The sequence below is a fragment of the Nocardia sp. NPDC055321 genome (assembly GCF_053645575.1).
Window position 1 is genome coordinate 39,601 of the sequence record NZ_JBSHMS010000007.1, and the last position, 25,282, is coordinate 64,882.

The following is a 25,282-nucleotide window of genomic DNA, read 5'->3' on the forward strand; positions in this document are numbered from 1 at the left end:
GGCGACCGCGGGGGAACGCAACGAGATCGCGGGGGTGGCCGGCGCTCGTTCTCCTGCTGCTCGCGGCGACGATGACGACGGCGGTCCCGCCCGCCGGCGCCGCGCCGTACGACGGCGTCGTGCAGCCCGCCCCGCCCTTCCTGAGCACCCCGGTGATTCCGGAGTTCGACCCCTTCTACCGCCCGCCCGCCGACGTGCTCGCGGCCGCGGCCCCCGGTGAGATCCTGTCCGCCCGCCAGGTCAACGTGGCGACCTACAACGTGCTCCCGCTCAACGTCGACGCCTGGCAGGTCTCGTACCGCTCCAACGACAGCCGTGACCAGCCCATCGGCGCGGTCGCGACCCTGCTGAAGCCGCGCGGCGAGGTACCGCGCGGAACGCGAAACCTGCTGTCCTACCACATGGCCGAGGACTCGACGGGCCAGTACTGCGCCTCCTCCTACGCGATCCAGCAGTGGGCGGTCCCGGGCTTCGTCACCGGCCAGGCGGTCGCCTCCATCGCCTTCCTGGAGGTCCAGGTCGCGCTCCAGCAGGGCTGGGCGGTGGTGGTTCCCGACCACCAGGGCCCCAACGCGGCCTTCGCCCACGGCCCGCTGGCCGGGCGCATCGCCCTGGACGGCATCCGGGCCGCCGAGAACTTCGGCCCGCTCGGCCTGGACGGCACGGCGACGCAGGTCGGCATGATGGGCTACTCCGGCGGCTCGGTCCCCACCATGTGGGCCGCGGAACTACGCAAAACCTATGCGCCGGAACTGAATATCGTCGGCGCGACCTCCGGCGGCACCGACGCCGATCTCGGCGCGCTCGTGGATCTGGCCAACAACAACGCGGCCTCGGGCCTGGTGCTGGCGGGCATCATCGGATTGGCGCACGAGGAACCGGAATTCGCGGCCTTCCTGCGCGAGAACACCAACCCGCTCGGCCAGTTCCTGCTCGCCGCCAAGGATCGGCTCTGCGTGACCTACCAGGCCGCGAGCCTGCCGTTCATGAACATCAAGGGGCTCTTCACGACCCCCGGCGATCCGCTGCTCGCACCCGCCGCCCAGGCGGTGCTCGAGCGCACCCGCATGGGTAGGTCGGTGCCCGACATGCCGGTCTTCCTGTACCAGGCGAACATGGACTGGCTGGTCCCGGTCGGCCCGGTGAACACGCTCTACGGCACCTACTGCCAGGATCCGGACGCGAACATCACCTACACCCGCGACCACGCCAGCGAACACCTCAGCCTGGAGGCGATCGCCCTGCCCAGTGCGATGATGTGGATGCGCGACCGCTTCGCCGGCAAGCCCGTCGCCAGCGGTTGTCAGCTGACGGACGTCGGCTCGATGGCCCTGGACCCCGGCACCTGGGGCGAATGGGTGTCGATCGTCGGCGGCGAACTCGCCGCGTTCCTGGGACAGCCCATCGGCGCTCGCTGATCGGGTGACAGGGCTGATCCGCGTCCCGACCGACGCGGATCAGCCCTTGCCGAGCGCCTTGGACAGCTGCGCCTTGGTCATCGTCGAGCGCCCCTTGATGTTGCGCTGCTTGGCCTCGTTGTACAGCTGGTCCCTGGTCAACCCCTTGGGCCCGCGCGTCCCGGATCGCTGCCCGCCACGCTGCTGCGGCGACTTGCCCTCCAGGGACGTCCGGCTGGCCGTCTTCGTCTGCCCGGCCCGGGCCCGGTTCTTGTTGACCGTGCGCGCGGCGATCTCCTTCGCGCGCTTCTCGCTCGTCCCGCGATCCTCGGCGGAATCACGAATGTGCTCGTACTGGCGTTCCTGCTTGTCGGTCCATTCCTCCGGCATCTCGAACCTCCCGCATCGCATCGGCTCGCCCACGCGTGGGTCCCGCGGCCGCCGTTCGCACGACGTAGTCCGCCGCCCGTACATGGGTTCACCGGCGCGATACCCCGGGCTCGGGTACGCAAACACGGTCCGCGCGGCCGCCGATGTGCGGGCATTCCTGAGCTTCGGGCGGCTCGTCCTCGGCGGTGCGGCTCGCGGCCCGGCCGATTCGAGCGCATCGGGCCGACGGCCGATCTGACAGCGCGCCTCCCCGGCCGCGCGTCGGCCGGGGGCACGCGCGGCCCACTGCGGCGCTACCGCGCGAGCAGCCCCTTCGCGATATGCGTGACCTGGATTTCGTTGCTGCCCGCGTAGATCATCAGCGACTTGGCGTCGCGCGCGAGCTGTTCCACCTTGTACTCGGCCATGTACCCGTTCCCGCCGAACAGCTGCACCGCCTCCATGGCGACCTCGGTGGCCGCGCGCGAGGAGTACAGCTTCATGGCGGAGGCCTCGGCGAGCGAGACCGGCTTGCCCGCCGCGGTCCGCTCGATCGCGTTGAACACCATGTTCTGCACGTTGATTCGTGCGATCTCCATCTCGGCCAGCTTGAGCTGGATGAGCTGGAACTGCGCGATCTCCTTACCCCAGAGCTTGCGGGACTTCGCGTAATCCACACTGAGCCGGTGGCATTCGTTGATGATGCCCAGCGCCAGGGACGCGATCCCGATCCGCTCGGCCGCGAAAGACTCCTTGGCACTGTCCTTTCCATCGCCCTTGGCCGGATTCTCGGTCTCGCCGAGCAAGCGGTCCGGGGTGATGCGGACGTTGTCGAAGAACAGCTCGCCGGTGGGGGAGGAGTTCATGCCCATCTTCTTGAACGGGGCGCTCTGGGTGAAGCCCTCCATACCCCGGTCCAGCACGAAGGTGAGCACCTTGCGGTCGCGCTTGTCGACGCCGTCGCCCTCGTCGAGCTTGGCGTAGACCACGGTCACGTCCGCGTGCGGGCCGTTGGTGATGAAGGTCTTCTGCCCGTTCAGGATGTAGTCCGCGCCGTCGCGGCGCACGTAGGACTTCATGCCGCCGAAAGCGTCCGAGCCCGAGTCGGGTTCGGTGATCGCCCACGCGCCGACCTTGGCCATGGTCACCAGCTCGGGCAGCCAGCGCTTCTTCTGCGCGAGGGTGCCGCGGCTGCGGATCGTGCCGACGGTCAGCCCGAGGCTCACGCCCATCGAGGCCACCAGCCCCAGGCTGATGCCGGCCAGTTCGCTGTTGAGGATGACCCCCATGCTGCCCGACCCGCTGAACCCGCTGCCGCCCTTGCCGGTGGTGCCCGCCTCCTCGCGCGCGAGCGCCTTCTCCAGCCCCTCGCGGGCCATCTCGTCCAGGCCGAAGGTCGCGTACAGCTTGCGGATGATGTCGAACGGCGGCAGCGCGCCGCTCTCCAGCTGGTCGACGTGCGGGCGGACCTCCTTGTCGATGAAGCCGCGCAGAGCGTCGCGGAACATCAGGTCTTCGTCGGACCACTGGTACATGCGCTGAACTCCCGAGGGGATCGCCGGAACTGTCTCCCCGAATATAGAACACGTTCTAGATTGTCCGGCCGTGCGGAGCCCGCCGCGCCCGGTCGGCTCGGCCCGAATCCGCGGCGGTGCCATCGACCTACCGGGCTCAGGGCGCGGGCGGAACCCCGGGGCTCGCCTCGGCCAGCACGGTGACGTGCCGGATGGTGCCCGAGAGCCCCGGCAGTTCGCGCGGCCTACTCCAGGTCTGGAAATTGTCGTAGCTGTCGCTGTAGAGATAGGTCCCGTCGATGTAGGAGTCGAAGAACATGCGCCAGCCCCCGTTCGGCAGCCTGGTGACCGACTGCCCCTCGCGCGGCGTTCCCCATCCGGCCCAATCCTCTTTGGCGACAAAGGTATACGGCCCGACCGGGGCGTCGGCGGTCGCGAGCTCGATGAGCTTGGTCGTCTCGTTCTTCGTGAAGGCGTAGTAGCGCTTGCCGATTCGGGCCACGGTGGTGTCGATGTACCCGTACGAGGTGTCGTCGCCGGGCTCGGGGCACAGCCCGATCATCGGCGTCGGCTCGGTCCACGCGGTCGGGGAGGACGGGTCGGTGGTGGTCATCAGGTTGGGCGTGAAGCGATACCCGTCCGACAGCGACACCATGACGTGGATGCGCCCCTCGCCGTCGATGAGCCACTCCGGGGCCCACGCGGAGGTCACGCCGGGCAGGGTGAACTCGTAGTCGTACAGGTGCGCCCACGTCACCCGGTCCGTGCTGCGCGCGAATCCGATCGTGTGCCCGTCCCAGGCGGTGGTGTACGCGAGGTAGTAGACGCCGTCGGTGTGCCGGAACATGCACGGGTCGCGCATCAATCCGGTCGGCGGGGTGTAGGCCCGCGCTTTCACCAGCTCGAAGGTCATGGCGTCGTTCGACTCGTAGACGTAGAGATCGGTCTCGCTGTCGTTGGTGAACGCCGTCATGGTGTACCGGCGCGAGGGCGCCTGCGCGGTCGACACGGCGGTGGACCCCAGCGCGAACAGGGCGGGCAGACCCACCGCGGACGCCAAGAGTGTGCGCCGACTCATGAACCCCATCAGTCACCTCCGTCTCGCTGGCAACATCGCTTGTCATCATGGCTGGCGATGCGCCTGCGAACGGCGCGCGACACTCCATACGTCACGGACCGAGATCCCGGGGGTGGCGCACTCGGGCGCGGATAGGGCCGCAGGTCAGTTCTGCGGCCAGAGCACCGGGCTGTCCGTCCAGGTCACCGGGTCCTGCGGGCACAGGCTCGCCGACCGGGTGGTGTGCGCGGGACCCGTGCCGGGGTCGAAGGCCCACTGCGCGATCGGCCCGGCGGCCTGCCAGTAGAGCGTGCCGTTCCGCGCGACCACCCGGTACTGCTGTTCCCCGCCGTCGATCAGCTGCGCGCCCACGCAGTAGTCGGTGTACTCCGAGCCCGGCTGTACCGCGCCGGCGCTGAACGACCCGGCGGGCCTGGTGCGCGCCCCGGGATTGGCCACGGTGCTCGGCCCGCCGACCGCCGCGCCGCGCACCCACTCCGGCGCGCCGTGTCCATCCGAGGAGCAGGTGTAGGCGGAACCACCGGCGACGACCCCCGTGCCCGGGGCGTAACCGGTTCCCGCCCAGAGACACTCGGCGCCGGGCGCGGGCGCGGCGGCGACCACGGCCGTGCCCGCGAAGCTCACCGCGGCGGTGGCGGCGATGACCGCGGCCGCGCCGCGCAGCCACACGGGCCGCCGGTTCCGGGTCGAGACGGTGCGGGCGGGGGACTCGAATTCGCTTGTGTGCATATGTCAACGGTAGGAATTCGGACCCCTGACCGGCGTCGAACCGGGGAACTGTTTTCCGCTGATACCCGGGTACTAGGGGTCTCTCGGGGTTCGCCCGGGCATGGCCGCGGTCAGCAATTCGACCGTCGCCTCGAACGCCTCGTTCACCCGCTCGGTGTCGCCGGTGGTGATGAGATCGAGCTGGAGCCCGCGCACCTGCGCCAGGATGAATGTCGCGGTGCGCGAGGTGCTCTCGGCCGGCCAGTCCAGCCGCGCGAGTTCGCGTTCGATGACGGTGAGCCAGTCGGTCACCAGCCGGGCCGCCGGGCGATTCGGGGTGCGCGCCGCGGTGGCCACGAGCTCGAACAGGACCAGAAACTGCCGCTGCTCGCGCGGACGGCACAGGTGCCGCCAGGCCGCGCGCAGCCGATCGGCGGGCGAGTCGATGTCGCGGATCTCCCCGGCCAGCAGGCGCTGTTCGAAGTCGTCCCGAATGTGCTCCAGAACCTCGGCGACGAGAGCATCCTTGGTGGCGAAATGTCGGATCAGGGTGGCATGGCTGACACCGAGGGCCTGTGCCGCCGGACGCAGGGACAGATCGCCTATGCCGTGGTCGAGGACGTACTCCGTGGCGGCCGCGAGCAGCTCGGGGCGGCGGTGCCGGAACCGCAGTGCCCGGCCGTCGACCTTCTTGCCGCTCACCGGCGCGTCATCTCGCTCATCACGCGGCAGCCTATCCGCTTCGCCCATGCGGAAATTTTACCGTTCCAATCGGTTACGTAACCGGTCGGTACGGCTATTCTTCTCAGTGCGCCCCGCCCCCCGGTTGTACGAGGAGAAGAAGCAATGAGGTTCGACGAATACCGCTCCTACGACGCGGTCGGCCTGGCGGAACTGGTCGCCAAGGGTGAGGTGCGCCCCGCCGAGCTGCTGCGCGCCGCGCTGGACCGCTGCGCCGAGGTCGACCCGGCGCTCAACGTGATCAGCCTGCTGATGGCAGAGGTCGGCGCCGAACTCGCCGAGCGGCCCACCGGATCGGGACCGCTGGCCGGGGTGCCGTTCCTGCTCAAGGACCTGGTCCAGGACTACGCCGGATATCCGACCTCCGCGGGCACCGGCCCGCTGCGCTCGGTGCGCGCGACCCGGCACAGCCTGGCCGTCGAGCGCTGGCTCGACGCCGGCCTCGTCGTCTTCGGCAAGACCACGACCCCGGAATTCGGCAGCAAGGCCATCACCGAGACGCGAACCTTCGGCGCCACCCGCAATCCCTGGGATCCCCGGCGCACACCCGGCGGATCCTCCGGGGGGTCGGCGGCGGCCGTGGCCGCGGGCATCGTGCCGGTGGCCGGGGCCAGCGACGGCGGCGGTTCGATCCGCATTCCGGCCGCCTGCACCGGCCTGTTCGGACTCAAGCCGGGACGCGGGCTGGTGTCGAGCGGCCCCAACTACGTCGACCCGCTCTTCGGCGCGGTATCGGAGGGCGTGCTCTCGCGCAGCGTGCGCGACACCGCGGTCATGCTCGACATCCTGAGCGCCCCCGACCCGGGCGCGGCGTTCGCGGTCGCCCGCCCGGACAACCCGTTCCGCACCGCGGTGTCCGAGCCGGCGCGCCGGCTGCGCATCGGGTTCACCCACGAATCCCCCATGGGCACACCGGTGGACGCCGAAGCGGTGCGGGCGGTACAGGACGCGGCGCGGCTGCTGGAGGAGCTCGGGCACACCGTGGAACCGGCGGCCCCGGCCATCGACGGCAACCAGCTCGCCCTGGATTTCATGAAGGTGTGGACGGCACTGGCCGCGGCCGAACTCCAGCACGCGTGCGCGGTGAGCGGTGCGTCCCCGGCCGATTTCGATATCGACACCCAGGTGCTGGCCGCGGTCGGCCGTTCCGTTCCGGCCCCCGACCTCATCGCCTCGCACGCGCGCTGGAACGACTACACCCGCGCGCTCGGCGAATTCCACGGCACCTACGACCTGTTGCTCACCCCGACGCTGGCCGAGCCGCCGCTGCTCATCGGACAGAACCGCACGCCCGTCATCGCCGAGACGGTGCTGCCGCCGCTGCTGCGCCTGGGCGCGGGAAAGATCCTGTCCCGCATCGACTTCTACATCGACCTCGTGACCGCGAGCCTGTCGGCGGTGCCGTTCACCCAGCTCGCCAACATCACCGGGCGGCCCGCCATGAGCGTGCCCACCCACTGGACCGAATCCGGCCTGCCGCTCGGCGTGCAGTTCGTCGGCCCGCCGAGCAGCGAGTATCTGCTGCTGCAGCTGGCCGCCGAAATCGAGAACGCGCGACCGTGGTTCGGGAAGACCCCCGACGACCCCGGCCGCGCGTTCTCGAAATAGGTTCGCCGACTCAGTCCTTGACCAGCATCGGGGCGACGGCCGCCTCGGCGGTGATCGCCTCGGCCCCGCCGGCGACCGATTCGGCGTCGTCACCGGGGACGTCCGACTCGGCGCCGTGGCCGTGCTCCGGATCGGCCGAGCGATTGGGCAGCAGGATCGCGGCCACGATCACCAGCAGCGACAGCGCGGCCGAGACGCCGAACGCCAGGCGCATGCCGTCCAGCTGCGCGGACACCGGGTCCGCGCCGTCCTCGATCAACGACGTACTGCGCGCGGACATCACGGTCACCACCAGGGCGGTGCCCAGCGCGGCCGCGACCTGCTGCAGCGTGCCCAGCATCGAGCTGCCGTGCGAGTACAGCTGCGGCGGCAGCGCGCCCAGGCCGAGGGTGAAGACCGGGGTGAACGACGCGGCCAGCGAGATCATCAGCAGCACATGCAGACCCAGCAGCTGCCAGTACGGCATGGACGCGGAGATCTGCGTGAAACCGGCCAGCGCGGCGGTGATTCCGATGGCGCCCGGGATCACCAGCACACGCCCGCCGAAGCGGTCGAAGATCCGGCCGACGGTCGGTCCGAGCAGGCCCATGGCCAGACCGCCGGGCATGATCAGCAGACCGGTCTCGAGCGGGCTCAAACCGCGCAGGTTCTGCAGGTACAGCGGCAGCAGGATCATCGAGCCGAGCATGGCCAGGAACGCGATCGCCATCAGGGTCAGCGCCTTGGCGTAGGTGCCGACCAGCAGGACGCGCAGGTCCAGCAGCGGAGCGCCCTTGCGCTGCAGGCGCACCTGGCGGACACCGAAGATCACGATGAGCGCCACGCCCGCCAGCACCGTCAGCGCGGGAGCGGTGACATCGTCGGGGCTGAACTTGCTCAGGCCGTACACGAGCGAGCCGAAGCCCAGGGCCGCGAACGCCACGCTCGACACGTCGAGCGCGCCGGTCTGCGGTTCCCCGATGTTCTCCAGCTGCCGCAGCCCGAGCCAGGTCACCACGCCCGCGATGGGCAGCATGAGCACGAACAGCCAGCGCCACGAACCGATCTGCAGCACCAGGCCGGAGATGACCGGGCCCATGGCCGGCGCGACCGAGATGGCCAGGGTGACATTGCCCATGACCCGCCCGCGATCGCTCTCGTGCACGACCGTCATCAGCGTGGTCATCAGCAGCGGCATCATCACCGCGGTGCCGCCCGCCTGAATGACGCGGCCCACCAGCAGGATCGCGAAGGTGGGCGCGATCGCGGACAGCGTGGTGCCGAACAGGAAGACGCCCATGGCGATCGAGTAGGCGCGGCGGGTGGTGACCCGCTGCAGGAACCAGCCGGTGGCCGGGATGACGGCCGCCATGGTGAGCATGAACGCGGTCGAAACCCATTGCGCCGAGCGCTCGGTGACGTGCAGGTCGTCCATGAGGCGCGGAATCGCGTTGACCATGATGGTCTCGTTCAGGATGACCACGAAGGTGGCGAGCGAGAGCACCCGGATGACCGTGGGAGTCCGCCCGCTGGTCGCTGGGACGGATAATTCGGCGGGCATGCGGGTACCTCCGGGGCTGTTCGTGAGCGAGGGCGACAGGTGACCCGAGAACGAGCGAGCTGTCGTTCCGGCGTCACACAGAATGAGACGGGAACTGTTCGCTCAACTAATCGGATGTGCCCGAGTATTCCGGGTCACACCGACAGAATTCACTCGATTTTCCGCGTCAGCTGATCTTCAGCACACTCGGAATCCCATGCTCACCAGCGCTTTCTGGTCACGGTGAGATTCGAAAGGTGGCCCAGGTCACGGCGCCGGCGAGGTATCCGGTCCGGGTGCGGTGGACTCGATGCGGTCCAGCAGCCAGCTCGGTCCCGCGGTGCGCGCACCGAGTTCGGCTACGCGCTCGCGCAATCCCCGGTCCGCTGTCACCACGGTGACCGATCGGCCGGCGGCGCGGGCCGCGGCGACCGCCTCGACGATGGCGTCGTCGCCGGAGGCAGGAGCGGCGATGACCGTGATCGCCGGGCCCGCGGCATCGGCGGCCGCCTTGGCCGCGCCCTCCAGAACCACCGTGATGGCCGCGGGTTCGTCCCGCGCGTACTCCGCGAGCCTGGTCAGCAGGCGGCGCGCGGCGCCCGCGCGATCGCGCCACCACCCGTCGGGCCGGGAGCCGACCACGTTCGCGGCGTCCACCACGATCAGCGCGTGCCCGTTCGTCATGCGGACAGTGTGCGCTGTCGGGTAGCGGGATTCGCCGGCGCGGGGCCGGTGTCGGGATCGGCCTGTGGCGCCATGTGATTCGATGATGTGTCAAATTTTCGTGCCCGCCCAACTTGGGTGGGTACCCCGTGCTGTGGATCGAGCCCGGGTGCTGCAGAATCAGACCAAACGGCACCACGTCTTGGTGCTCACTTGGCGTGCGCGCGTGTACGCGTATCCTCACCCCCGTGTTGGGCTTTAGTCGTCGTATATCCGCGCATGGCACGCTGGCGCGCATGATGGCTGGCGCGAGCGGCACGCAGCGGGACTGTGCGGCGCTCTGTGTTGCCATCGAACGCCGGATGGCGATTCGTTTGACCGTGGGACCCGTTGCGGGAGAAGGGCATCGGGTCGTCGACCTACTCGCCTCCCTGCTGCGGCACAGCCGGACCGTCGCCGGGGTGTGGGAGCTCGATCCCAGCCTCGTCGACGAGCTACCGGGTACCCTGCGGCTGCGAGAGATAGAAGCCTTCCTCGCGCTGGCCCGCCGCATCGTGCGTGAATCGGATCAGATCAGTCCGCCCGATCCCACCGCCGTCGATCGGCGACGGGTTTGGGACGATCTCGATATCCTGCTGATTCGAGCCGATGCGCTGGCCGAGCAGATCGTGCGGGTCGTGCCGAGACAGTACGACACCGTCGAAGGGTCGCAAGAGATTTCACGCATGCGCCTGGCGACCCATGCCGACACCCTGGTCGAAGCGGCGCTGCTGATTCGATCCGCGGTGCGCGAGGCGCTGCGGGTGGCGAGTCCGGACGCGGACGCGCTGCGGCTGGCCGCAACGGCCGATGCCGTGCTGGAGCTGGCCCACGGGCTGGCAGAGGACTCGTGTTCCATTGCGCGCCAACGTATTCAAAGCTGATACGAGAGAAAGAACAGGGGAACGCGATGCGAGCCGTTCCGGCCGATTCCGGCGGAAGTGAACATAAGATGCTGGGCAGCTACATGCAGCGTCAGCGGCTCGAGCAGGGACTGACACAGGCGCAGGTGGCCGCCCGATTGTTCATGTCGAGCTCAGGGTTCGAGAAGTACGAGAACGGGCAGCGGGTGCCGACGGTCGCCACCGTGCGCTCCTGGTGCACCGCGCTCGGGTTGCCCCGGTACAAGCGCCGCAAGGTGTGGTCGATCGTCATGGGCGAGGACCTCTCGGTCGCGGCGGGGGCCCTGGAACCGGTCACCGCCGCCGAGCTCAATCTCATGAACCGGATGCCCGGGCCGGCGTTCCTGCACCGGGTGCCCGAGTACTACGTCCTGGGCGCCAACGCCATGGCGATCGACATGTTCCCGTGGCTGGATCCGGCGCTGGGCACACCCGAGCAGCCGGTCAACGTCATCGTGCAGATGATGACCGATCCGCGCGCCCGCGAGATGCTGGTGAACTGGGGCACCATCGTGCACCGGCTCGTCTACATCCTCAAGGAGAACTCCCTCGGCATCGTGCCGGAGGCGCAGATCGCCACGATTCGCGAAGCCTGCCGGTCGAACCCGCTCTTCGATCGCATGTGGGACACCGCCATGCCGCCGGCGACCTATGACGACGACACCGTCATCGTGCGCTCGCCGGAGGGTGAGGACATCTACTTCCAGATGGATTCGCTGCGGTGGGCGCATCCGTGGCGCGATATCGAGATGTTCAGCCTGACCATCCGCAACGACGAGGATTTCCCGCATCTGCACGAGACGCTGCCGGGCATCTTCGCCTGGTAGTGGGGGTTCGATACCGCCGGAAGCCCGCTCCGCCGGTATCGGGCCGTCGCCGCCCCCATTTTCGGGGGCATACCCGTTGCTAACGAACGCCCCCGAGCCGTCGGATGTCATCAGTGAACATCAGTGTTCGTCGGGGTGGAAACGAATACGGGAGAAGCAGATGCGAGCAGTAGTCATAGCCCTGGCCATCGTCGCGGCGGCCGCAGGGATCACCGGGTGCGAGGATGACCAGGTGCCCGCCGGGGCGCCGGGCGGAACCGCCCCCACCACCGTCGCGACGGCGCCCGGCGCGCCGGGAACGGCGGTCGCGACCACGCTGCCGACCCGCGACGACGCGACCGTGGACGCCCGCGACTACGCGCAGGGCGAGCAGTACTACTTCCAGTCGCCCAGCGGGAACATCATGTGCGGCTTCCTCGACACCGGCGGGATCGGCGTGGGATGCCAACTCGCCCAGGTCAGTTCGGTACCCGCCGAACTGCCCGGCTGCGGATACGCCGAGAACAAGAAGGTCGCCGCCGAGATCTTCAACGGCTCCCCCCGCTTCCGCTGCCTGAGCCAGGGCATGTTCGTGGGCAGCCCGACCGACGGCACGAACAAGGGCGGCGGCAAGGTACTCGGCTACGGCCAGACGATCATCGTGCGCGGCACGGCCTGCACGTCGAGCGAGTCCGGCGTGCGCTGCGACACCGCCGGGCGCGGCTTCAAGGTAGCCGCCGAGGCCCAGTCCCTGTTCTGACCGCCGCGGGTACGGTTCGGCGCACCTCGTTCGGTCGGCGGGGTGCGCCGCCGTTGACGCGACGGTGTGGGGCGGCGGGACCGACCCGCACAACGTCGCGTGCGCGGGGCCGAGTTCGAGCAGGCGCGGCGTTCGGTGTCGGACGCGGTCGGCGCCCGAGCGCCCGCTGGGGTTTCGAGAGACCCACGTGCGCCGATGTCGGCGGGTCGGGGCTCGGGCGCATGGGCTGGACGACGATCGGGCAGGGCGGCGCGTGCGGTCCGCCGGGGTTGGGCGGGACCATACTGTCGGCGATCGCCCCACGGGCTCAAATCGGGCATGCCCATCGATCGTCCGGGGAGTGGCCGATGGGCTGGGAGCGCCGGGGTGCGGGCGGGGTTGGAGACTGGTGGGGATGAAACTGCCTGAACTGCCTGAACTGCCGGTGCGGGGCGCGCTGGACGAGATCGTCGGGACCCTGCGGGACTCGGGGGTCGGCGTGCTGGTCGCGCCGCCGGGGACCGGGAAGACCACGCTGGTGCCGTTGGCGCTGGCGGCGGGCACGGACGGGCGGGTCGTGGTCGCCGAGCCGCGGCGGCTGGCGGCTCGGGCCGCGGCGGCGCGTATGGCCGCGCTGCTGGGAGAGCCGGTGGGGGAGAGCGTCGGGTACTCGGTGCGCGGGGACCGGCGGGTGTCGGCGCGGACCCGGGTGGAGGTCGTCACCTCGGGGCTGCTGGTGCGGCGGTTGCAGGGGGATCCGGAGCTCGCGGGGATCGGGACCGTGGTGCTGGACGAATGTCACGAGCGGCATCTGGACGCGGATCTGCTGCTGGCGTTGCTGCTGGACGCGCGGGCCGGACTGCGACCGGACCTGCGGGTGCTGGCCACCTCGGCGACCGTCGCGGCGGACCGATTGGCGAATCTGCTGGGCGGGGACGGCGGGCCCGCGCCGGTCATCGAGGTGCGCGGGCGGGCGTATCCGGTTGGGCTGGAGTATGTTCCGGCCCTGCCGAAGGAGCGGATCGAGGCGCAGGTGGCGCGGGCCACCCGGGCCGCGCTGGCCGGTGGGGACGGGGACGTGCTGGTGTTCCTGCCCGGCGCGGCGGAGATCCGGCGGACGGCCGGGCTGCTCACCGGGCTCGGTGATATCGATGTCGTCCCGCTGCACGGGCGGCTGGCGGCGGGTGCGCAGGACGCGGCGTTGCGCCCCGGTGCGCGGCGGCGGGTCGTATTGTCCACGGCCGTAGCCGAATCCAGCCTCACCGTGCCCGGGGTGCGCGCGGTCGTGGACTCCGGACTGGCCCGGGTGCCGCGCGTCGATCACCGGCGCGGGCTCTCCGGCCTTGCCACCGTGCGGGTTTCGGCCGCGGTCGCCGAACAGCGCGCCGGTCGCGCCGGTCGCGAAGCCCCGGGCCGCGCCTGGCGCTGCTGGCCCGAGTACGAACACGCCACCCTGCCCGCCTATCCGGACCCCGAGATCCGCACCGCCGACCTCACCCGCCTGGCCCTCGAACTGGCCTGCTGGGGCACCCCGGACGGCACCGGTCTGCCCTGGTGGGACGCGCCGCCGGTCGGGGCACTGACCGTGGGGCACGAGACACTGCGCGCCCTCGGCGCGGTCGAACCGGCGGCGGACGCCGCGGGCCCGGATCGGACGGGCGCCCTGGCACTCGAGGAGGATGATTCCCTCGATGCCGATGCCGATGCCGATGCCGATGCCGATGCCGATGCCGATGCCGGAGAACGTGATTCGACGCCTGGCCGGTCGCGGCATCGCGGTGCTGCGGTTCGACAAGGTGGCGAAGCGGTGGGCGAGGCGGGGCCGTCGGGCACGACACTCGCACCCCGCCCGGCCCATCCGGCGACCATTCCCGTCGGTGCAAACGCCGACCCCAGGCGCGACTGGGGAGCGGTGACCCCGCGCGGACGCGACATGGCCGCCCTCGGCCTGCACCCGCGGCTGGCCCGCGCACTGCTCGACGGCGCCCCCGAGGTCGGTGCCCGCGCGGCGGCCGAAGTGGTGGCGCTGCTCGACGACGACACCCTCGCGCCCACTGTCGATCTGGCCGCGGGAATCCGGGCCCTGCGCGCCGATCCGCCGTCACGCTGGCAGCGCGAGGTCGGCCGTTTGACCCGCCTGGTCGACGACCGTTCGGCCCGGGAAAACCGGTCGATGCGCGGCGACGACCCGGCTTTCGTTGTGGCGCTGGCCTATCCGGAACGGCTGGCGCGGCGGCGTGCCGCTGGGTCCGCGAGCTACCTGATGGCGGGCGGTACGGCGGTCGTGCTGCCGCCGGGGTCCGGGATGGGGGACGCGGAGTGGCTGGCGGTGGCGGGCGCCACGCGCGACCCGGGGCGCGCCGAGGGGCGGATCCGGCTGGCGGCGGCGACCGACGTGGAGACGGCGCGGCGGGCCGCGCCCACCCTGCTGTTGACGCGGGACGAGGTGGACTGGTTCGGCGGTGACGTGGTGGCGCGATCCGTGCGGCGGCTGGGCGCGATTGTGTTGTCGGAGAAGACATTACGAGATCCGAATCGCGAGCTGGTGACGGCCGCGCTGCGCCGTGGGCTGGCGAGCGGCGGGCTCGGCCTGCTGCGGTGGAACGCCGACGCGATCGGCCTGCGCCGGCGGCTGGAATTCCTGCACCGCACGCTGGGTGCGCCGTGGCCGGATGTGGAAGACGCTGCGCTGCTGGCCGATACGGAGAGCTGGCTCGGACCCGAGCTGGCCACCGCCACCCGCCGCGCGGATCTGGAACGGATCGACGCGGGGCATGCGCTGCGGCGACTGCTGCCCTGGCCCGCGGCGGCGCGATTCGACGAGCTCGCGCCCGAGCGCCTGGAAGTGCCCTCCGGCAGCAAGATTCGGCTCGACTACACCGGCGACGTGCCGGTGCTCGCGGTCAAGGTGCAGGAGATCTTCGGCTGGGCCGAGCCCCCGCGCCTGGCCGACGGCCGGGTGCCGATCCTGCTGCACCTGCTCTCACCGGCGCAGCGCCCCATCGCCGTCACCGCGGACCTGTCCTCGTTCTGGCGCACCGGCTGGCCACAGGTCCGCGCGGAGTTGCGCGGCCGCTACCCCAAACACGCCTGGCCCGAGGATCCGTCGACGGTCTCCGCCCACCGCGGCACCGCCCGCCGCGCCAATTCCTGAGCCCGGCACCGTCGTTCGGCGCCCGGTGTGCCGATTCCGTGCCCGCGCCCCGACTCGGCGCGGAGTCGATTCCCCTTCACGGGAACGAGTCGAGCCCGCAACGGCGCGGGCCGCGGGCTCGGTGAGTTTCTCACGCCCCGCCGAGGGGTGTACGGGCTCGGCGGGGCGCGACTCGGGTCATTCGGCCCGAGGGATCAGGGTGTTCTGGCGTGCCACGGTCCACCAGCGGCCGTTCTCCTTGACCAGGACGTACAGCGCCACCATGGCGGGCTCGGGGTGCAGGAGTTCGCCGGCCGGGGTGGTCTCGTAGGCGAGTTTGTGCGCGAGCGCCAGATCCGTTCGTACGAAGGTGATGTCGGCGACGTCGTAGCGGGCGTACTCGTCCTTCAGGAAGCCTGCGAACCCGGCGCGGGACGCCTCGCGCACCGTGTCGACGCCGTGCATGACGCGGCCGACGGCATTGCCCACCGCGGCGTTCGCCGCGAAATCGGCCGTGAGCAGCTCGGCGTCGTTGCCGTTGAACGCGGTCTGGGCGTTGGCGATGATCTGCTCGATGGCGGCGATATCGGCCGTGTGGTCGACGCCGGTGTCTTCGATGACGGGTGCGGTGCTCATGAGTAGATCCTGTTAGCTCAACTTAGGTTGAGGTCAAGGATTCGGGCGTTGGGATGTGGGTGATCCGGGTCACCGCGACCGCGCTTGCATATACCCCCAGGGGGTATTACCTTTCTCTTCGTAGGAACACCGAGAACGTCGAGAGAGGCCGAGACAATGACCACCCACGAACACGCCGCCCACACTCAGGCCCCCGCCGCTCACGACGCCCATGCCGCTCACGACGCCCATGCAGCCCATGGCGCGCACGGCACACATGCCGCCCACGGCGTGCATACCGCCGGTAATCACGACGCCCATGCAGCGCACAATGTTCCGGCCGCCGGCGATCCGCACGCCGGGCACGCGGGTCACGCGACGCACGGCGACCACGCCGCGCACACCGCTCCGGGCCACGACGCCCACGCCGCCCACGGCGGCGGGCTGCCCGGCGGCCTGCAGATCACCCAGGACGGCTACACGCTCGAACTGGCCGAAACCATCACGCGGCCGGGCGAATTCGACCTCCGCTTCCGGATCCTCGGTCCCGACGGGCATCCCGTCACCGACTATGCCGCCATCCACGATCGCGAACTGCATCTCATCGTCGTCCGCCGCGAACTCACTCGCTTCTGGCACGTGCATCCCACGCTCGACATCGACGGCACCTGGGGCGTGCGGCTCACCCTCCCCGAGGCGGGCGCCTACCGCGCCTTCACCGACGTCCAACCCCGCGAGCTGGGCCGGACCATCACCCTGGGCGCCGATTTCGCCGTCGCCGGCGACTACGATCCGCAGCCGGTGCCCGAGCCCAATCGCCTTGCCGTCGTGGACGATTACACCGTCACCCTGGACGGCGACCTCGTTCCCGGTCAGGGGGAACTGCTCACCCTGACCGTACGCAAGGGCGGTGAGCCGGTGACCGATCTGCAGCCCTACCTCGCCGCGTTCGGGCACCTGGTGATTCTGCGAGCGGGCGACCTGGCCTACATCCACGTGCACCCGAACGGCGAGCCCGGCGACGGCGTGACCGCCCCCGGCCCGGACGTCACCTTCCACACCGTCGTCCCCGGTCCCGGAACCTACCGGCTCTTCCTGGATTTCAAGCACGGCGACACCGTTCGCACCGCCGCCTTCACCCTGCCGACCCGCCGGCCCTGACCCCGTCCGCCCGCCGTCGCACTCACAGCCAACTCGCAGCGGAGCCGCAGATTCGCCACATCCGGCGGATCTAGGCTCCGCGAGTCGAACTGGGCCGAATGCGAATCCGAGCGATCGGGGAAGGGCTGTGGGCATGACGGAGACCGGGGTGCGGGCGGACACGGCGGTGCGGCCGATCGGCGGTGAATTCCGCTGGGCGGCATGGGTGTCCACCCCCGAGGGCCGGCCCCGGTGGGAACGCCCCGCGCTGGCCGCCCTGCTGGCGGGCACCGCCGCGCTGTATCTGTGGGGCCTCGGCGGCGCGGGCTGGACCAACGAGTACTACGCGGCCGCGGTGCAGTCGGGCACCCGGAGTTGGAAGGCGTTGCTGTTCGCCGCGCTCGATCCGCAGAACGCGATCACCGTGGACAAACCGCCCGCCGCGCTGTGGGTGATGGGCCTGTCCGGACGGGTGTTCGGCTTCGGGTCCTGGTCCATGCTGGCGCCCCAGGCGCTCATGGGCGTCGGCGCGGTGGCGCTGCTGGTCTTCGCGGTACGCCGGTGGTCCGGTCCGGCCGCGGGGCTGCTGGCCGGCCTGGCCCTCGCGGTGACGCCGGTGGCGGCCATGATGTTTCGCTACGACAACCCCGACGCGCTGCTCACCCTGCTGCTCGTCGCCGCGGCGTACTGCACGGTGCGCGCGATCGATGCCGAAGGCGCGCACTGGTTCTCGGCGAGCACCGGGTGGCTGACCGGTGCGGGCGTACTCATGGGCCTGGGCTTCCTGACCAAGATGATGCAGGCGTTCCTGGTGCTGCCCGGCCTGGCGCTGGTGGTGCTGGTCGCCGGTGCGGGCGGCCTCGGTGCGCGGTTGCTCAAAGTGGTGACAGCCGCCGCGGCCGTCGCGGTGTCCGCCGGGTGGTACGTCGCGCTGGTGGCGTGGTGGCCCGCGGGGTCGCGCCCGTACATCGGCGGCTCCGATGACAACAGCCTGTGGGAACTGGCCGTGGACTACAACGGTCTCGGACGGATCCTCGGCAACGGTGGGGGCCATCCCGCCGTGTCCGCCCCGCCGTCGGGCGCCGAATTCGCCGGTGGCTTCCAGGGTTTCGGTAGCCGGGCCGGCATCGGCCGCCTGTTCACCGGTGAACTCGCCACCGAATTCTCCTGGCTGTTCCCCGCCGCGCTGCTCGCGCTCGTCGCGGGTCTGTGGCTGACCCGGCGCGCGCCCCGCACCGACCGGCAGCGCGCCGCGCTCGTGCTCTGGGGCGGCTGGCTGCTGGTCACCGCCGCCGTGCTCAGCTACATGAGCCGCAGCTTCCACTCCTACTACAGCGTCGAACTCGCACCGGCCATCGGCGCGCTGTGCGGCGCCGGCATCACCCTGCTGTGGTCGCGCCGTGCCCATGTCGCGGCCCGGCTCACCCTGGCCGTCATGGCGCTCGGCACCGGCCTGTGGACCTTCCACCTGCTGGACCGGACCCCGGACTGGCTGCCCCCGCTGCGCTGGACGCTGGTCGCGCTCGCCGTGTTCACCGCCGCCGCGCTGCTCGGGGCCGCCGCGTTCCGGCGCGCGGGCATCGTCATCGGCGTCGCCGCGGTGCTCACCGGGCTGCTCGGCCCGGCTGCCTACGCCGTCGAGACGGTCGCACAGCCGCATGCGGGCGGCAGTCCGCTCGCCGGTCCGCCCCGCGCCGCTCGCGGGCCGATGCGCGCGGCCCCCGCCACCGATCCGCTGCTGGACGATCTGCTCACCGCGGCCGGGACCCGCTGGGCGGCAGCGGCGGTCGGCGCGTCCGACGTCAGCGCCATCGAATTGCGCACGGGCGCTGCGCTACTGGCCGTAGGTGGATTCAGCGGACGCGACAACGCCCCGACCCTGGAGCAGTTCCAGCGGTACGTCGCGAACAATGAGATCGGCTACTACCTGGTTCGGCAGCGTCCCGCGGACTCCCGCGCGCACGGCGGGGAGGCGGACGAGGCGAGCGCATCGGGTGTGGGCGGTGCGGCGACCCGGCTGAACCGTATCGACAGGTCCGCGCCGAACCGTCCGGGCGCGTCCGCGGGGATGGTCCGAGCGCCTCAGGCCCCGAATCCGCCATGGGCGGTTCGCAATCCATGAGCCGGGAGCGGCTCGGTCCCGCGCGCCCGGCCGCCGCGGCGTCGAACTCCGCCGCCATCACCGCGTGGGTGCGGGCCAACTTCCCGGTGACCGTCCTGGGCGATCTGGAGGTATTCAAGCTCACCGCCTAGCCCGAACACTCCGGGAATCCGATCGGCCGATCGCCCGCCGCACAGGATTCGATGACAGAGCCCGGCGGCGCGCCGCGGAAAACGGCTACAGTGGCGATCGAGAGTCACGGGGGCTGTCGTGAGGAGTTCGGCGATGGCCGAAGTGCGCGCACAGGTGGGGGTGCTGGGTCCGGTACAGCTCACCATCGACGGGACGCCCCAGCAGCTGGGCGGTCCGAAGCAACGTGCTGTCCTGGCCTACCTGGCGATTCACGCCAACCGCCCGGTCTCGGTCGACGCCCTGGCCGCGGCGGTGTGGGAGGAGTCCCCGCCGCCGGACGTGCGGGTCAGCCTGCACGCGATCGTCTCGAACCTGCGCAAACCCCTGCGGGACGGGGGTATCGACGCCCGCACCATGCTCCAGCACATGGGCACCGGCTATCGCATCGTCGTCGACGACGCCGCCTGCGATGTCTTCCGGTTCCGCACCCGCCGCGAGAACGGGTTGCGCGCCCTGGCCGCGGGCCGGTTCGGCCCGGCGGCCGAGGCGCTGTCGGAGGCCCTGGCGCAGTGGCGCGGGCCGGTGCTCTCGGACCTGCGCGGGCTCGGCTTCGCCGACGCCTACGCGGTTGCCCTCGACGACGAGCGCATCGGTGTGATCGAGGCCCGCGCCGAGGCGGACATCGCCCGGGGCCGCGCCGAGGCCGTGATCGCGGAGCTGGCGCTGCTGGTGCGCGAGCATCCGCTGCGGGAATCGTTGTGGGAGCAGCTGATCACCGCGCTCTACATGGCCGGGCGGCAGTCCGACGCGCTGGAAGCCGCGCGCCGGGTGCGCTCCACGCTGGCGGAGGAGCTCGGTATCGACCCGGGTCACCGGCTGCGCGAACTGGAGGCGCGCATGCTCCGGCAGGATCCGCTGAGCGTGCGCTCGGTGGGCGCGGCGTCGGCCACTCGCGCGACCACCATCGTCGATCGCAGCTGGCACGAACCGCAGGCCGTCCTCAAGGACCGCGACGGCAACGCGTATCCGATCGCGGGGACGGTCACCCGGATCGGCCGGCTCTCCGACAACGACATCGCGCTGCCGGACGGGCGGGTCAGCCGCCATCACGCGCTGATCGTCGACAACGGCCTGACCTACGTGCTCAAGGACCTGGCCTCCTCCAACGGCGTGTACGTCGATGGCGCGCGGGTGGTGGACAGCATGATCCTGGCCGACGGGTCGCGGGTGCGGATCGGCGACACCGACATGGTGTTCACCCTGGTACGGGGCAGTAAGCGGGAGTGACAACCCGGGTGAACTGAAACGAGTTCTAGACATATTCGAGTATTTGTCTTACCGTCGGTTCATGAGTTCAGTGTCGTCTCATCCGGTCAGCTTCGTACCCCGCTCCGGGGACACCTGGCGCGACCCCTGGTCCATGTACTCCGCACTGCGCGAACACGATCCGGTGCACCGCGCGGTGCCCGAGGGTCGCGAATCGGACGACTACTACGTGCTCTCGCGGCACGCGGACACCTACGCCGCCGCGCGGGACCCCGAAACCTTCTCCTCCGCCTCCGGACTCACCGTCGACTACGTGGACCTGTCCACCACGCCCGTGGGCATGGTCCGCCCGTTCGTCTTCATGGACCCGCCGGACCACACCGACTTCCGCCGCCGGGTCTCTCCGGGATTCACACCGCGCCAAGTGAATTCGGTGGAGCCCGCGGTGCGCAGCTTCGTGATCGAGCGCGTCGAGCGGCTGCGCGAGGCCGGCGAGGGCGATATCGTCGCCGACCTGTTCAAGCCGCTGCCCACCATGGTGGTCGCGCACTACCTCGGGGTGCCCGAAGCCGACCGCGCCAAGTTCGACGAATGGACCTTCGCCATTGTGGGCGGGGCGATTTCGGCCGGGGACATCTCCGCCATGAGCGCGGGCGTGATGACCGCGGTCGGCGAGATGATGGCCTACTTCACCGAATTGATCGCGCGCCGCCGCGTGGAACCGGGCGACGACACCATCTCGCACATGCTCGCCTCGGGCCTCGGCGAGGAGGGCGACACCGCCGGGCTGCTGTCCATGCTCGGCTTCGCGTTCACCATGATCACCGGCGGAAACGACACCACCACCGGCAATCTCGGCGGCGCGGCGCAACTGCTCACCAGCTTCCCGGACCAGCGTCGCCTGCTCATCGAGGATCCCGCGCTCATTCCCGGTGCGGTGGAGGAGTTCCTGCGCATGACCTCGCCGGTGCAGGGGCTGGCCCGCACCGCGACCCGCGACGTGGAACTGCACGGCACCGTCATTCCCGAGGGCCGCCGGGTACTGCTGCTGTACGGGTCCGCCAATCGGGACGAGCGGGAATTCGGGCCCACCGCGGGCGAACTCGACGTGCGCCGGAACCCGAAGCGCATCATGACGTTCAGCCACGGCAATCACCACTGCCTGGGCGCGGCGGCCGCGCGTATGCAGGCGCGGATCGCCCTCGAGGAGTTGCTGGCCCGCTGCCCCGACTTCACCGTCGACCTGGACAAGGTCACCTGGTCGAACGGGAATTACGTGCGCTGGCCCATGAGCGTGCCCTTCCGCGCGGTCGCCTGATCCGGCCGCCCCGCGCCGGCGAGCACCGGCGCGCGGGCAGCGGCGCGGGTAGTCTCGGCGCGATCGACGAATACCTGGGGAGAGATCTGAAGTGAGCCGGGACTGGCTGTCCGACGACCGCGCCGACCTGGCGGCCGAACGCATACTCGACGCCGCCGCCGCGCTCTTCGCCGAGCGCGGCGTCACCTCGGTCGGGATGGGCGACATCGCCAAGGCGGCGGGCTGCTCGCGCGCCACGCTGTACCGCTATTTCGACAACCGGCACGCGGTGCGGCTCGCCTTCGTTCATCGTGAAACCCGCCGGATCGCGGCGCGGGTCGTGCACCAGGTGCGCGATATCGCCGACCCGACCGACCGGATCATCACCGCCATGCTCGGCGCGGTGACCGAGGTGCGCGCCGACCCCATGCTCATCGCGTGGTTCCGGGCCGGCGAGTCGGGCCCCGCCGGGCGCATCAGCCAGGACTCCGACGTCATCGAGTCGATCGCGGGCGGGCTGTTCACCCCGAACGGCCTCACCGACCCCGAGCGCGGCAGACTGGCCCGCTGGCTGACCCGGGTGATCGTCTCGCTGCTGTCCGCGCCCGGCCGCGACGCGGACGACGAGCGCGCCATGCTCGAGGAGTTCGTGGCGCCGGTCGTCGCCCGGGTGCTGACCTGAGCCCGGCCGCCCGGGCACTACAGTTTGGAGCGTGTCTGCTCCAGAATCGCTCGTCGAGGTCCGTACCCGTATCGATGCCCTCGACGGTGAATTGATTCGCCTGCTGGCCGATCGGCAGGAGCTCGTGCGCGCCGCCGCCACGTTCAAGAAGGACGAGCAGGCCGTGCGCGCGCCCGACCGGGTGGAGCAGGTCGTCCAGCTGGCCCGCGGCCGCGCGGTGGCCGCCGGCCTCGAACCCGCTGTGGCGGAATCGGTCTGGCGCGCGATGATCGGCGCGTTCATCCGGCTGGAGCTGGACGCGCACGCCGCCCAGCGGTAGCCCCGACCAGCCCGGCGGTAGCCCCGAGCTAGTTCACCGCTCGATATCCGCTGCGGCCGTATACCTGCTCGGCCAGCAGCGCGCCGAGTTCGCGCACCGCGGCCCGCGCCTGCGGCATGGGCAGCGCGTGGAACACGTGCCACAGTCCGCGATACTCGCTATGTCGCAGTGGCGCTCCGGCTTTCGCGGCCAGCTCGGCGAAGCGGCGGGCGTCCCCGCCCAGCGGATCGTCGGTGGCCGAATGCAGCACGATGGGCGGCAGACCGGTGATGTCGCGGTACAGCGGGGAGAGCTCGCGGCGGCGGGTCTGGGATACACCCGGGAGGTAGGCGTCGGTGAACTGCGCGATCACCCGCGGGGAGAGCAGCGGCTCGCGGGACGGATCGCAGTCGAAGGCCGCCGATCCGGCGCTGAAATCCAGGACCGGGCAGATCGAGCCCAGGACGGCGGGAGCGGGCAGCCCCGCGTCCCGCACGCGCAGGCCGAGCTCGATCGTGAGATCGCCGCCCGCCGAATCGCCCGCCACCGCAATGCGTTCGGCCGGAATACCGCGCGCCAGCAGATCCCGGTAGGCCGTGGTCGCGTCGTCGATCGCTGCCGGGTACAAGTGTTCGGGCGCGAGGCGATAGTCCAGGGCGTACACGACGGTGCCCATGGTCTCGGCCAGCAGTCCGGTGATGGGGCGCAGCATCCGCGGGCTACCCATGGTGAAGCCGCCGCCGTGCAGGTACAGCACCGCCGCGTCGGCCGGAGCCCCGGCGGGCGTGAGGATTTCGGCCGGTCGGCCACCCAGGGTGCCGGCGGTGATCCGTACCCCGCGCGGTGCGCGCGCGAATCGCGTGGCCGCGGCCTCGCGGCGGCGCACCCGGACCCAGTCCGGCGCGGCCCCGAAGATCCAGCGCCCGATCAGGCGGGAGGTCGAGCGCAGCAGCGCGGTCCGCACGGTCGAATTCGGCACGGCGCTCTCACTTCTCGTTCGGGATCGGCGGGCCGAGTACGTAATCGGCAGGATCCGGGGTACTGCGAATGAGCTTCTCATAGGCGCCCGGACTCCACGGCCACAGCTCGGGCAGCCCATCCTTGCCCAGATACCAGCTCCGGCAGCCGGTGGTCCACACCGTGCTCGGCGCCGCCGCGCGCATCCGGGCGTTGAAGCGGTCGGTGGCGGCGGCCGTCGGCGCGACGGTCGTGAACTCCCGTGCGCGCCAGCGCCGTAGCCAGCTCACGATGCGCGCGGACTGCGCCTCGGCCACCGCGGTGAGCGGATGGTTGGCGAAGGGGCTGTGCGGGCCGATGAGCATGAACAGATTCGGGAAGTCCGGCAGCATGACGCCCTCGAACCCGCGCGGACCGTCGGCCCAGGCCGCGTCCAGGGTGCGACCGGACGAACCGGTGATCGCCATCGGCCGCATGAAGGCGTGCGAGTCGAAACCCGTTGCCAGTACCAGGATATCGAGTTCGTGCAGGGCGCCGTCGGCGGTGACCACCCCCGCGCCCTCGACGTGGTCGATCCCGTCGGTCACCAGATCCACGTCCGGCCGCTGCACGATCTCGTAGAACCGGTCCGAGACCACGAGGCGCTTGCACATGGCCTGGTAGTCGGGGGTGAGCGCGGCGCGCAACGTCTCGTCGCGGACCGTGCGCAGATTGCGTTCCACCACCCACTGAATGAGCCGCCGCACCCGGCCGGGATGGGTCAGCCCCCGGGAAAACAGCCCGAAGACAGCGCGATTCATCTCGTACGCGGCCACGCCCAGCCGGGGTATGCGCCGGTAGACGCGTTTGGCCAGATCCGAGTAGGCGCGATTGACGGTCGGCAGAATCCACTGCGGCGTGCGCTGGAACATGACGACCCGGGGTACCCGGCCCGCCAGTTCGCTGACCAATTGCGTTCCGGTGGAGCCGGTTCCGATCACACCGACGCGTTTGCCGGCCAGCTCGACCCCGTGATCCCAGCGCGCGGAGTGCATGAGCACGCCCGCGAAATCGTCCAGCCCGGGAATGTCCGGCCGCCGGGGCCGGTGCAGGAAACCCGTCGCGCACACCACGAAATCGAAGCGCTCGACCGCACCGCCGGAGGTCGTGAGCGTCCACCCGCCGTCGGCGAACTCCGCACCGGTCACCTCGGCGCCGAAGACCGTGCGCTCGTGCAGGCCGTGTGCCCAGGCGGTCGCGACGAGGTAGTCCCTGATCTCCGGACCCGCAGAATACAGGCGTGACCAGTCCGGATTCATGGCGAAGGTGAACTGGTAGTACCGCGAGGGCACGTCGCAGGTGAGGCCGGGATAGGTGTTCGCGCGCCAGGTGCCGCCGAAGCCGTCGGCCTTCTCGTACAGGGTGAAGTTCTGGAAACCGTTGCGTCGCAGCGCGACTCCCATGCAGATACCGGAGATGCCCGCGCCGATGACGGCTATCCGCGGCTCGTGCGGCGCTTCGTTCATGGATGGGCAGCCTAGATTCGCGTCCCGGGTCGCGGGAGGGTTTTCCGGAATATCGGTAGACATTCCGTCATTC

Annotated in this window: 23 protein-coding genes; 13 read left to right on the forward strand and 10 right to left on the reverse strand. The window is 70.7% G+C overall.

From position 1 onward, the window contains the following. Window positions 1-71 precede the first annotated feature (71 nt). Window positions 72-1,418 (forward strand): lipase family protein, encoded by a 1,347-nt coding sequence (locus ACWIGI_RS13185; protein ID WP_454202611.1) that lies wholly within the window; start codon window positions 72-74, stop codon window positions 1,416-1,418. Between the two features lie 39 nt (window positions 1,419-1,457). Here ACWIGI_RS13185 and ACWIGI_RS13190 read toward each other — a convergent pair whose 3' ends face one another. The 5 genes from ACWIGI_RS13190 to ACWIGI_RS13210 all read right to left on the reverse strand — a co-directional run bounded on the left by ACWIGI_RS13190 (window position 1,458) and on the right by ACWIGI_RS13210 (window position 5,816). Beyond that, entirely contained in the window at window positions 1,458-1,787 is a 330-nt protein-coding gene (locus ACWIGI_RS13190) for a plasmid stabilization protein (RefSeq protein WP_454202612.1), read from the reverse strand. Window positions 1,788-2,080: 293 nt separating this feature from the next. Next, window positions 2,081-3,301 carry an acyl-CoA dehydrogenase family protein gene (locus ACWIGI_RS13195; RefSeq protein ID WP_454202613.1) on the reverse strand — a complete coding sequence of 407 codons (1,221 nt, stop codon included), beginning with the start codon at window positions 3,299-3,301 and terminating at the stop codon, window positions 2,081-2,083. Between the two features lie 136 nt (window positions 3,302-3,437). Beyond that, the gene (locus ACWIGI_RS13200; RefSeq protein ID WP_454202614.1) at window positions 3,438-4,367 is read right to left on the reverse strand and encodes a glycoside hydrolase; all 930 of its coding nucleotides are present in this window, start codon (window positions 4,365-4,367) and stop codon (window positions 3,438-3,440) included. Between the two features lie 135 nt (window positions 4,368-4,502). Next, a complete protein-coding gene (locus ACWIGI_RS13205) occupies window positions 4,503-5,087 on the reverse strand; it encodes a hypothetical protein (protein ID WP_454202615.1) in 585 nt (194 codons plus the stop codon). A 72-nt stretch (window positions 5,088-5,159) separates the two neighbouring features. Then, entirely contained in the window at window positions 5,160-5,816 is a 657-nt protein-coding gene (locus ACWIGI_RS13210; RefSeq protein WP_454202616.1) for a TetR/AcrR family transcriptional regulator, read from the reverse strand. Window positions 5,817-5,912: 96 nt separating this feature from the next. On the opposite strand from ACWIGI_RS13210, the gene ACWIGI_RS13215 reads away from it, so the two are divergent. Next, entirely contained in the window at window positions 5,913-7,415 is a 1,503-nt protein-coding gene (locus ACWIGI_RS13215) for an amidase (RefSeq protein WP_454202617.1), read from the forward strand. 10 nt (window positions 7,416-7,425) lie between these two features. On the opposite strand, the gene ACWIGI_RS13220 is transcribed toward ACWIGI_RS13215, so the two are convergent. Together ACWIGI_RS13220 and ACWIGI_RS13225 are read right to left on the reverse strand one after the other, a co-directional pair. Continuing rightward, window positions 7,426-8,955, reverse strand: coding sequence for an MDR family MFS transporter (locus ACWIGI_RS13220; RefSeq protein ID WP_454202618.1), 1,530 nt, complete (start codon window positions 8,953-8,955; stop codon window positions 7,426-7,428). A 246-nt stretch (window positions 8,956-9,201) separates the two neighbouring features. Further along, entirely contained in the window at window positions 9,202-9,618 is a 417-nt protein-coding gene (locus tag ACWIGI_RS13225) for an NYN domain-containing protein (RefSeq protein WP_454202619.1), read from the reverse strand. 227 nt (window positions 9,619-9,845) lie between these two features. On the opposite strand from ACWIGI_RS13225, the gene ACWIGI_RS13230 reads away from it, so the two are divergent. The 4 genes from ACWIGI_RS13230 (at window position 9,846) to ACWIGI_RS13245 (ending at window position 15,237) form a co-directional block, all read left to right on the forward strand. Next, window positions 9,846-10,520, forward strand: coding sequence for a hypothetical protein (locus tag ACWIGI_RS13230; protein ID WP_454202620.1), 675 nt, complete (start codon window positions 9,846-9,848; stop codon window positions 10,518-10,520). A gap of 68 nt (window positions 10,521-10,588) precedes the next feature. After that, complete coding sequence (locus ACWIGI_RS13235; RefSeq protein WP_454202621.1) at window positions 10,589-11,365, forward strand: helix-turn-helix domain-containing protein; 777 nt, start codon at window positions 10,589-10,591, stop codon at window positions 11,363-11,365. A gap of 160 nt (window positions 11,366-11,525) precedes the next feature. Continuing rightward, the gene (locus ACWIGI_RS13240) at window positions 11,526-12,104 is read left to right on the forward strand and encodes a DUF6636 domain-containing protein (RefSeq protein WP_454202622.1); all 579 of its coding nucleotides are present in this window, start codon (window positions 11,526-11,528) and stop codon (window positions 12,102-12,104) included. Window positions 12,105-12,498: 394 nt separating this feature from the next. Next, the gene (locus ACWIGI_RS13245; protein ID WP_454202623.1) at window positions 12,499-15,237 is read left to right on the forward strand and encodes an ATP-dependent RNA helicase; all 2,739 of its coding nucleotides are present in this window, start codon (window positions 12,499-12,501) and stop codon (window positions 15,235-15,237) included. Window positions 15,238-15,414: 177 nt separating this feature from the next. Here ACWIGI_RS13245 and ACWIGI_RS13250 read toward each other — a convergent pair whose 3' ends face one another. Further along, a complete protein-coding gene (locus ACWIGI_RS13250; protein ID WP_454202624.1) occupies window positions 15,415-15,852 on the reverse strand; it encodes an SgcJ/EcaC family oxidoreductase in 438 nt (145 codons plus the stop codon). A 156-nt stretch (window positions 15,853-16,008) separates the two neighbouring features. On the opposite strand from ACWIGI_RS13250, the gene ACWIGI_RS13255 reads away from it, so the two are divergent. The 7 genes from ACWIGI_RS13255 to ACWIGI_RS13285 all read left to right on the forward strand — a co-directional run bounded on the left by ACWIGI_RS13255 (window position 16,009) and on the right by ACWIGI_RS13285 (window position 22,768). Next, on the forward strand, window positions 16,009-16,992 hold the full coding sequence (locus tag ACWIGI_RS13255) for a hypothetical protein (protein ID WP_454202625.1): 984 nt from the start codon (window positions 16,009-16,011) through the stop codon (window positions 16,990-16,992). A 133-nt stretch (window positions 16,993-17,125) separates the two neighbouring features. Further along, on the forward strand, window positions 17,126-19,093 hold the full coding sequence (locus ACWIGI_RS13260; protein ID WP_454202626.1) for a glycosyltransferase family 39 protein: 1,968 nt from the start codon (window positions 17,126-17,128) through the stop codon (window positions 19,091-19,093). Further along, complete coding sequence (locus ACWIGI_RS13265) at window positions 19,090-19,224, forward strand: hypothetical protein (RefSeq protein WP_454202627.1); 135 nt, start codon at window positions 19,090-19,092, stop codon at window positions 19,222-19,224. Before ACWIGI_RS13260 ends, ACWIGI_RS13265 begins: the two co-directional genes overlap by 4 nt. Window positions 19,225-19,357: 133 nt before the next feature. Further along, on the forward strand, window positions 19,358-20,491 hold the full coding sequence (locus tag ACWIGI_RS13270; protein ID WP_454202628.1) for a BTAD domain-containing putative transcriptional regulator: 1,134 nt from the start codon (window positions 19,358-19,360) through the stop codon (window positions 20,489-20,491). Window positions 20,492-20,552: 61 nt separating this feature from the next. Next, the gene (locus tag ACWIGI_RS13275) at window positions 20,553-21,788 is read left to right on the forward strand and encodes a cytochrome P450 (RefSeq protein WP_454202629.1); all 1,236 of its coding nucleotides are present in this window, start codon (window positions 20,553-20,555) and stop codon (window positions 21,786-21,788) included. Between the two features lie 91 nt (window positions 21,789-21,879). Beyond that, window positions 21,880-22,449 (forward strand): TetR/AcrR family transcriptional regulator, encoded by a 570-nt coding sequence (locus ACWIGI_RS13280; RefSeq protein WP_454202630.1) that lies wholly within the window; start codon window positions 21,880-21,882, stop codon window positions 22,447-22,449. Window positions 22,450-22,480: 31 nt separating this feature from the next. Next, entirely contained in the window at window positions 22,481-22,768 is a 288-nt protein-coding gene (locus ACWIGI_RS13285) for a chorismate mutase (RefSeq protein ID WP_454202631.1), read from the forward strand. A 28-nt stretch (window positions 22,769-22,796) separates the two neighbouring features. Here the strand turns inward: ACWIGI_RS13285 and ACWIGI_RS13290 are convergent, their stop codons facing one another. Next, window positions 22,797-23,726, reverse strand: a complete 930-nt coding sequence (locus tag ACWIGI_RS13290; RefSeq protein WP_454202632.1) for an alpha/beta hydrolase — start codon at window positions 23,724-23,726, stop codon at window positions 22,797-22,799. Between the two features lie 7 nt (window positions 23,727-23,733). Next, complete coding sequence (locus tag ACWIGI_RS13295; protein ID WP_454202633.1) at window positions 23,734-25,209, reverse strand: flavin-containing monooxygenase; 1,476 nt, start codon at window positions 25,207-25,209, stop codon at window positions 23,734-23,736. Window positions 25,210-25,282: the final 73 nt, after the last annotated feature.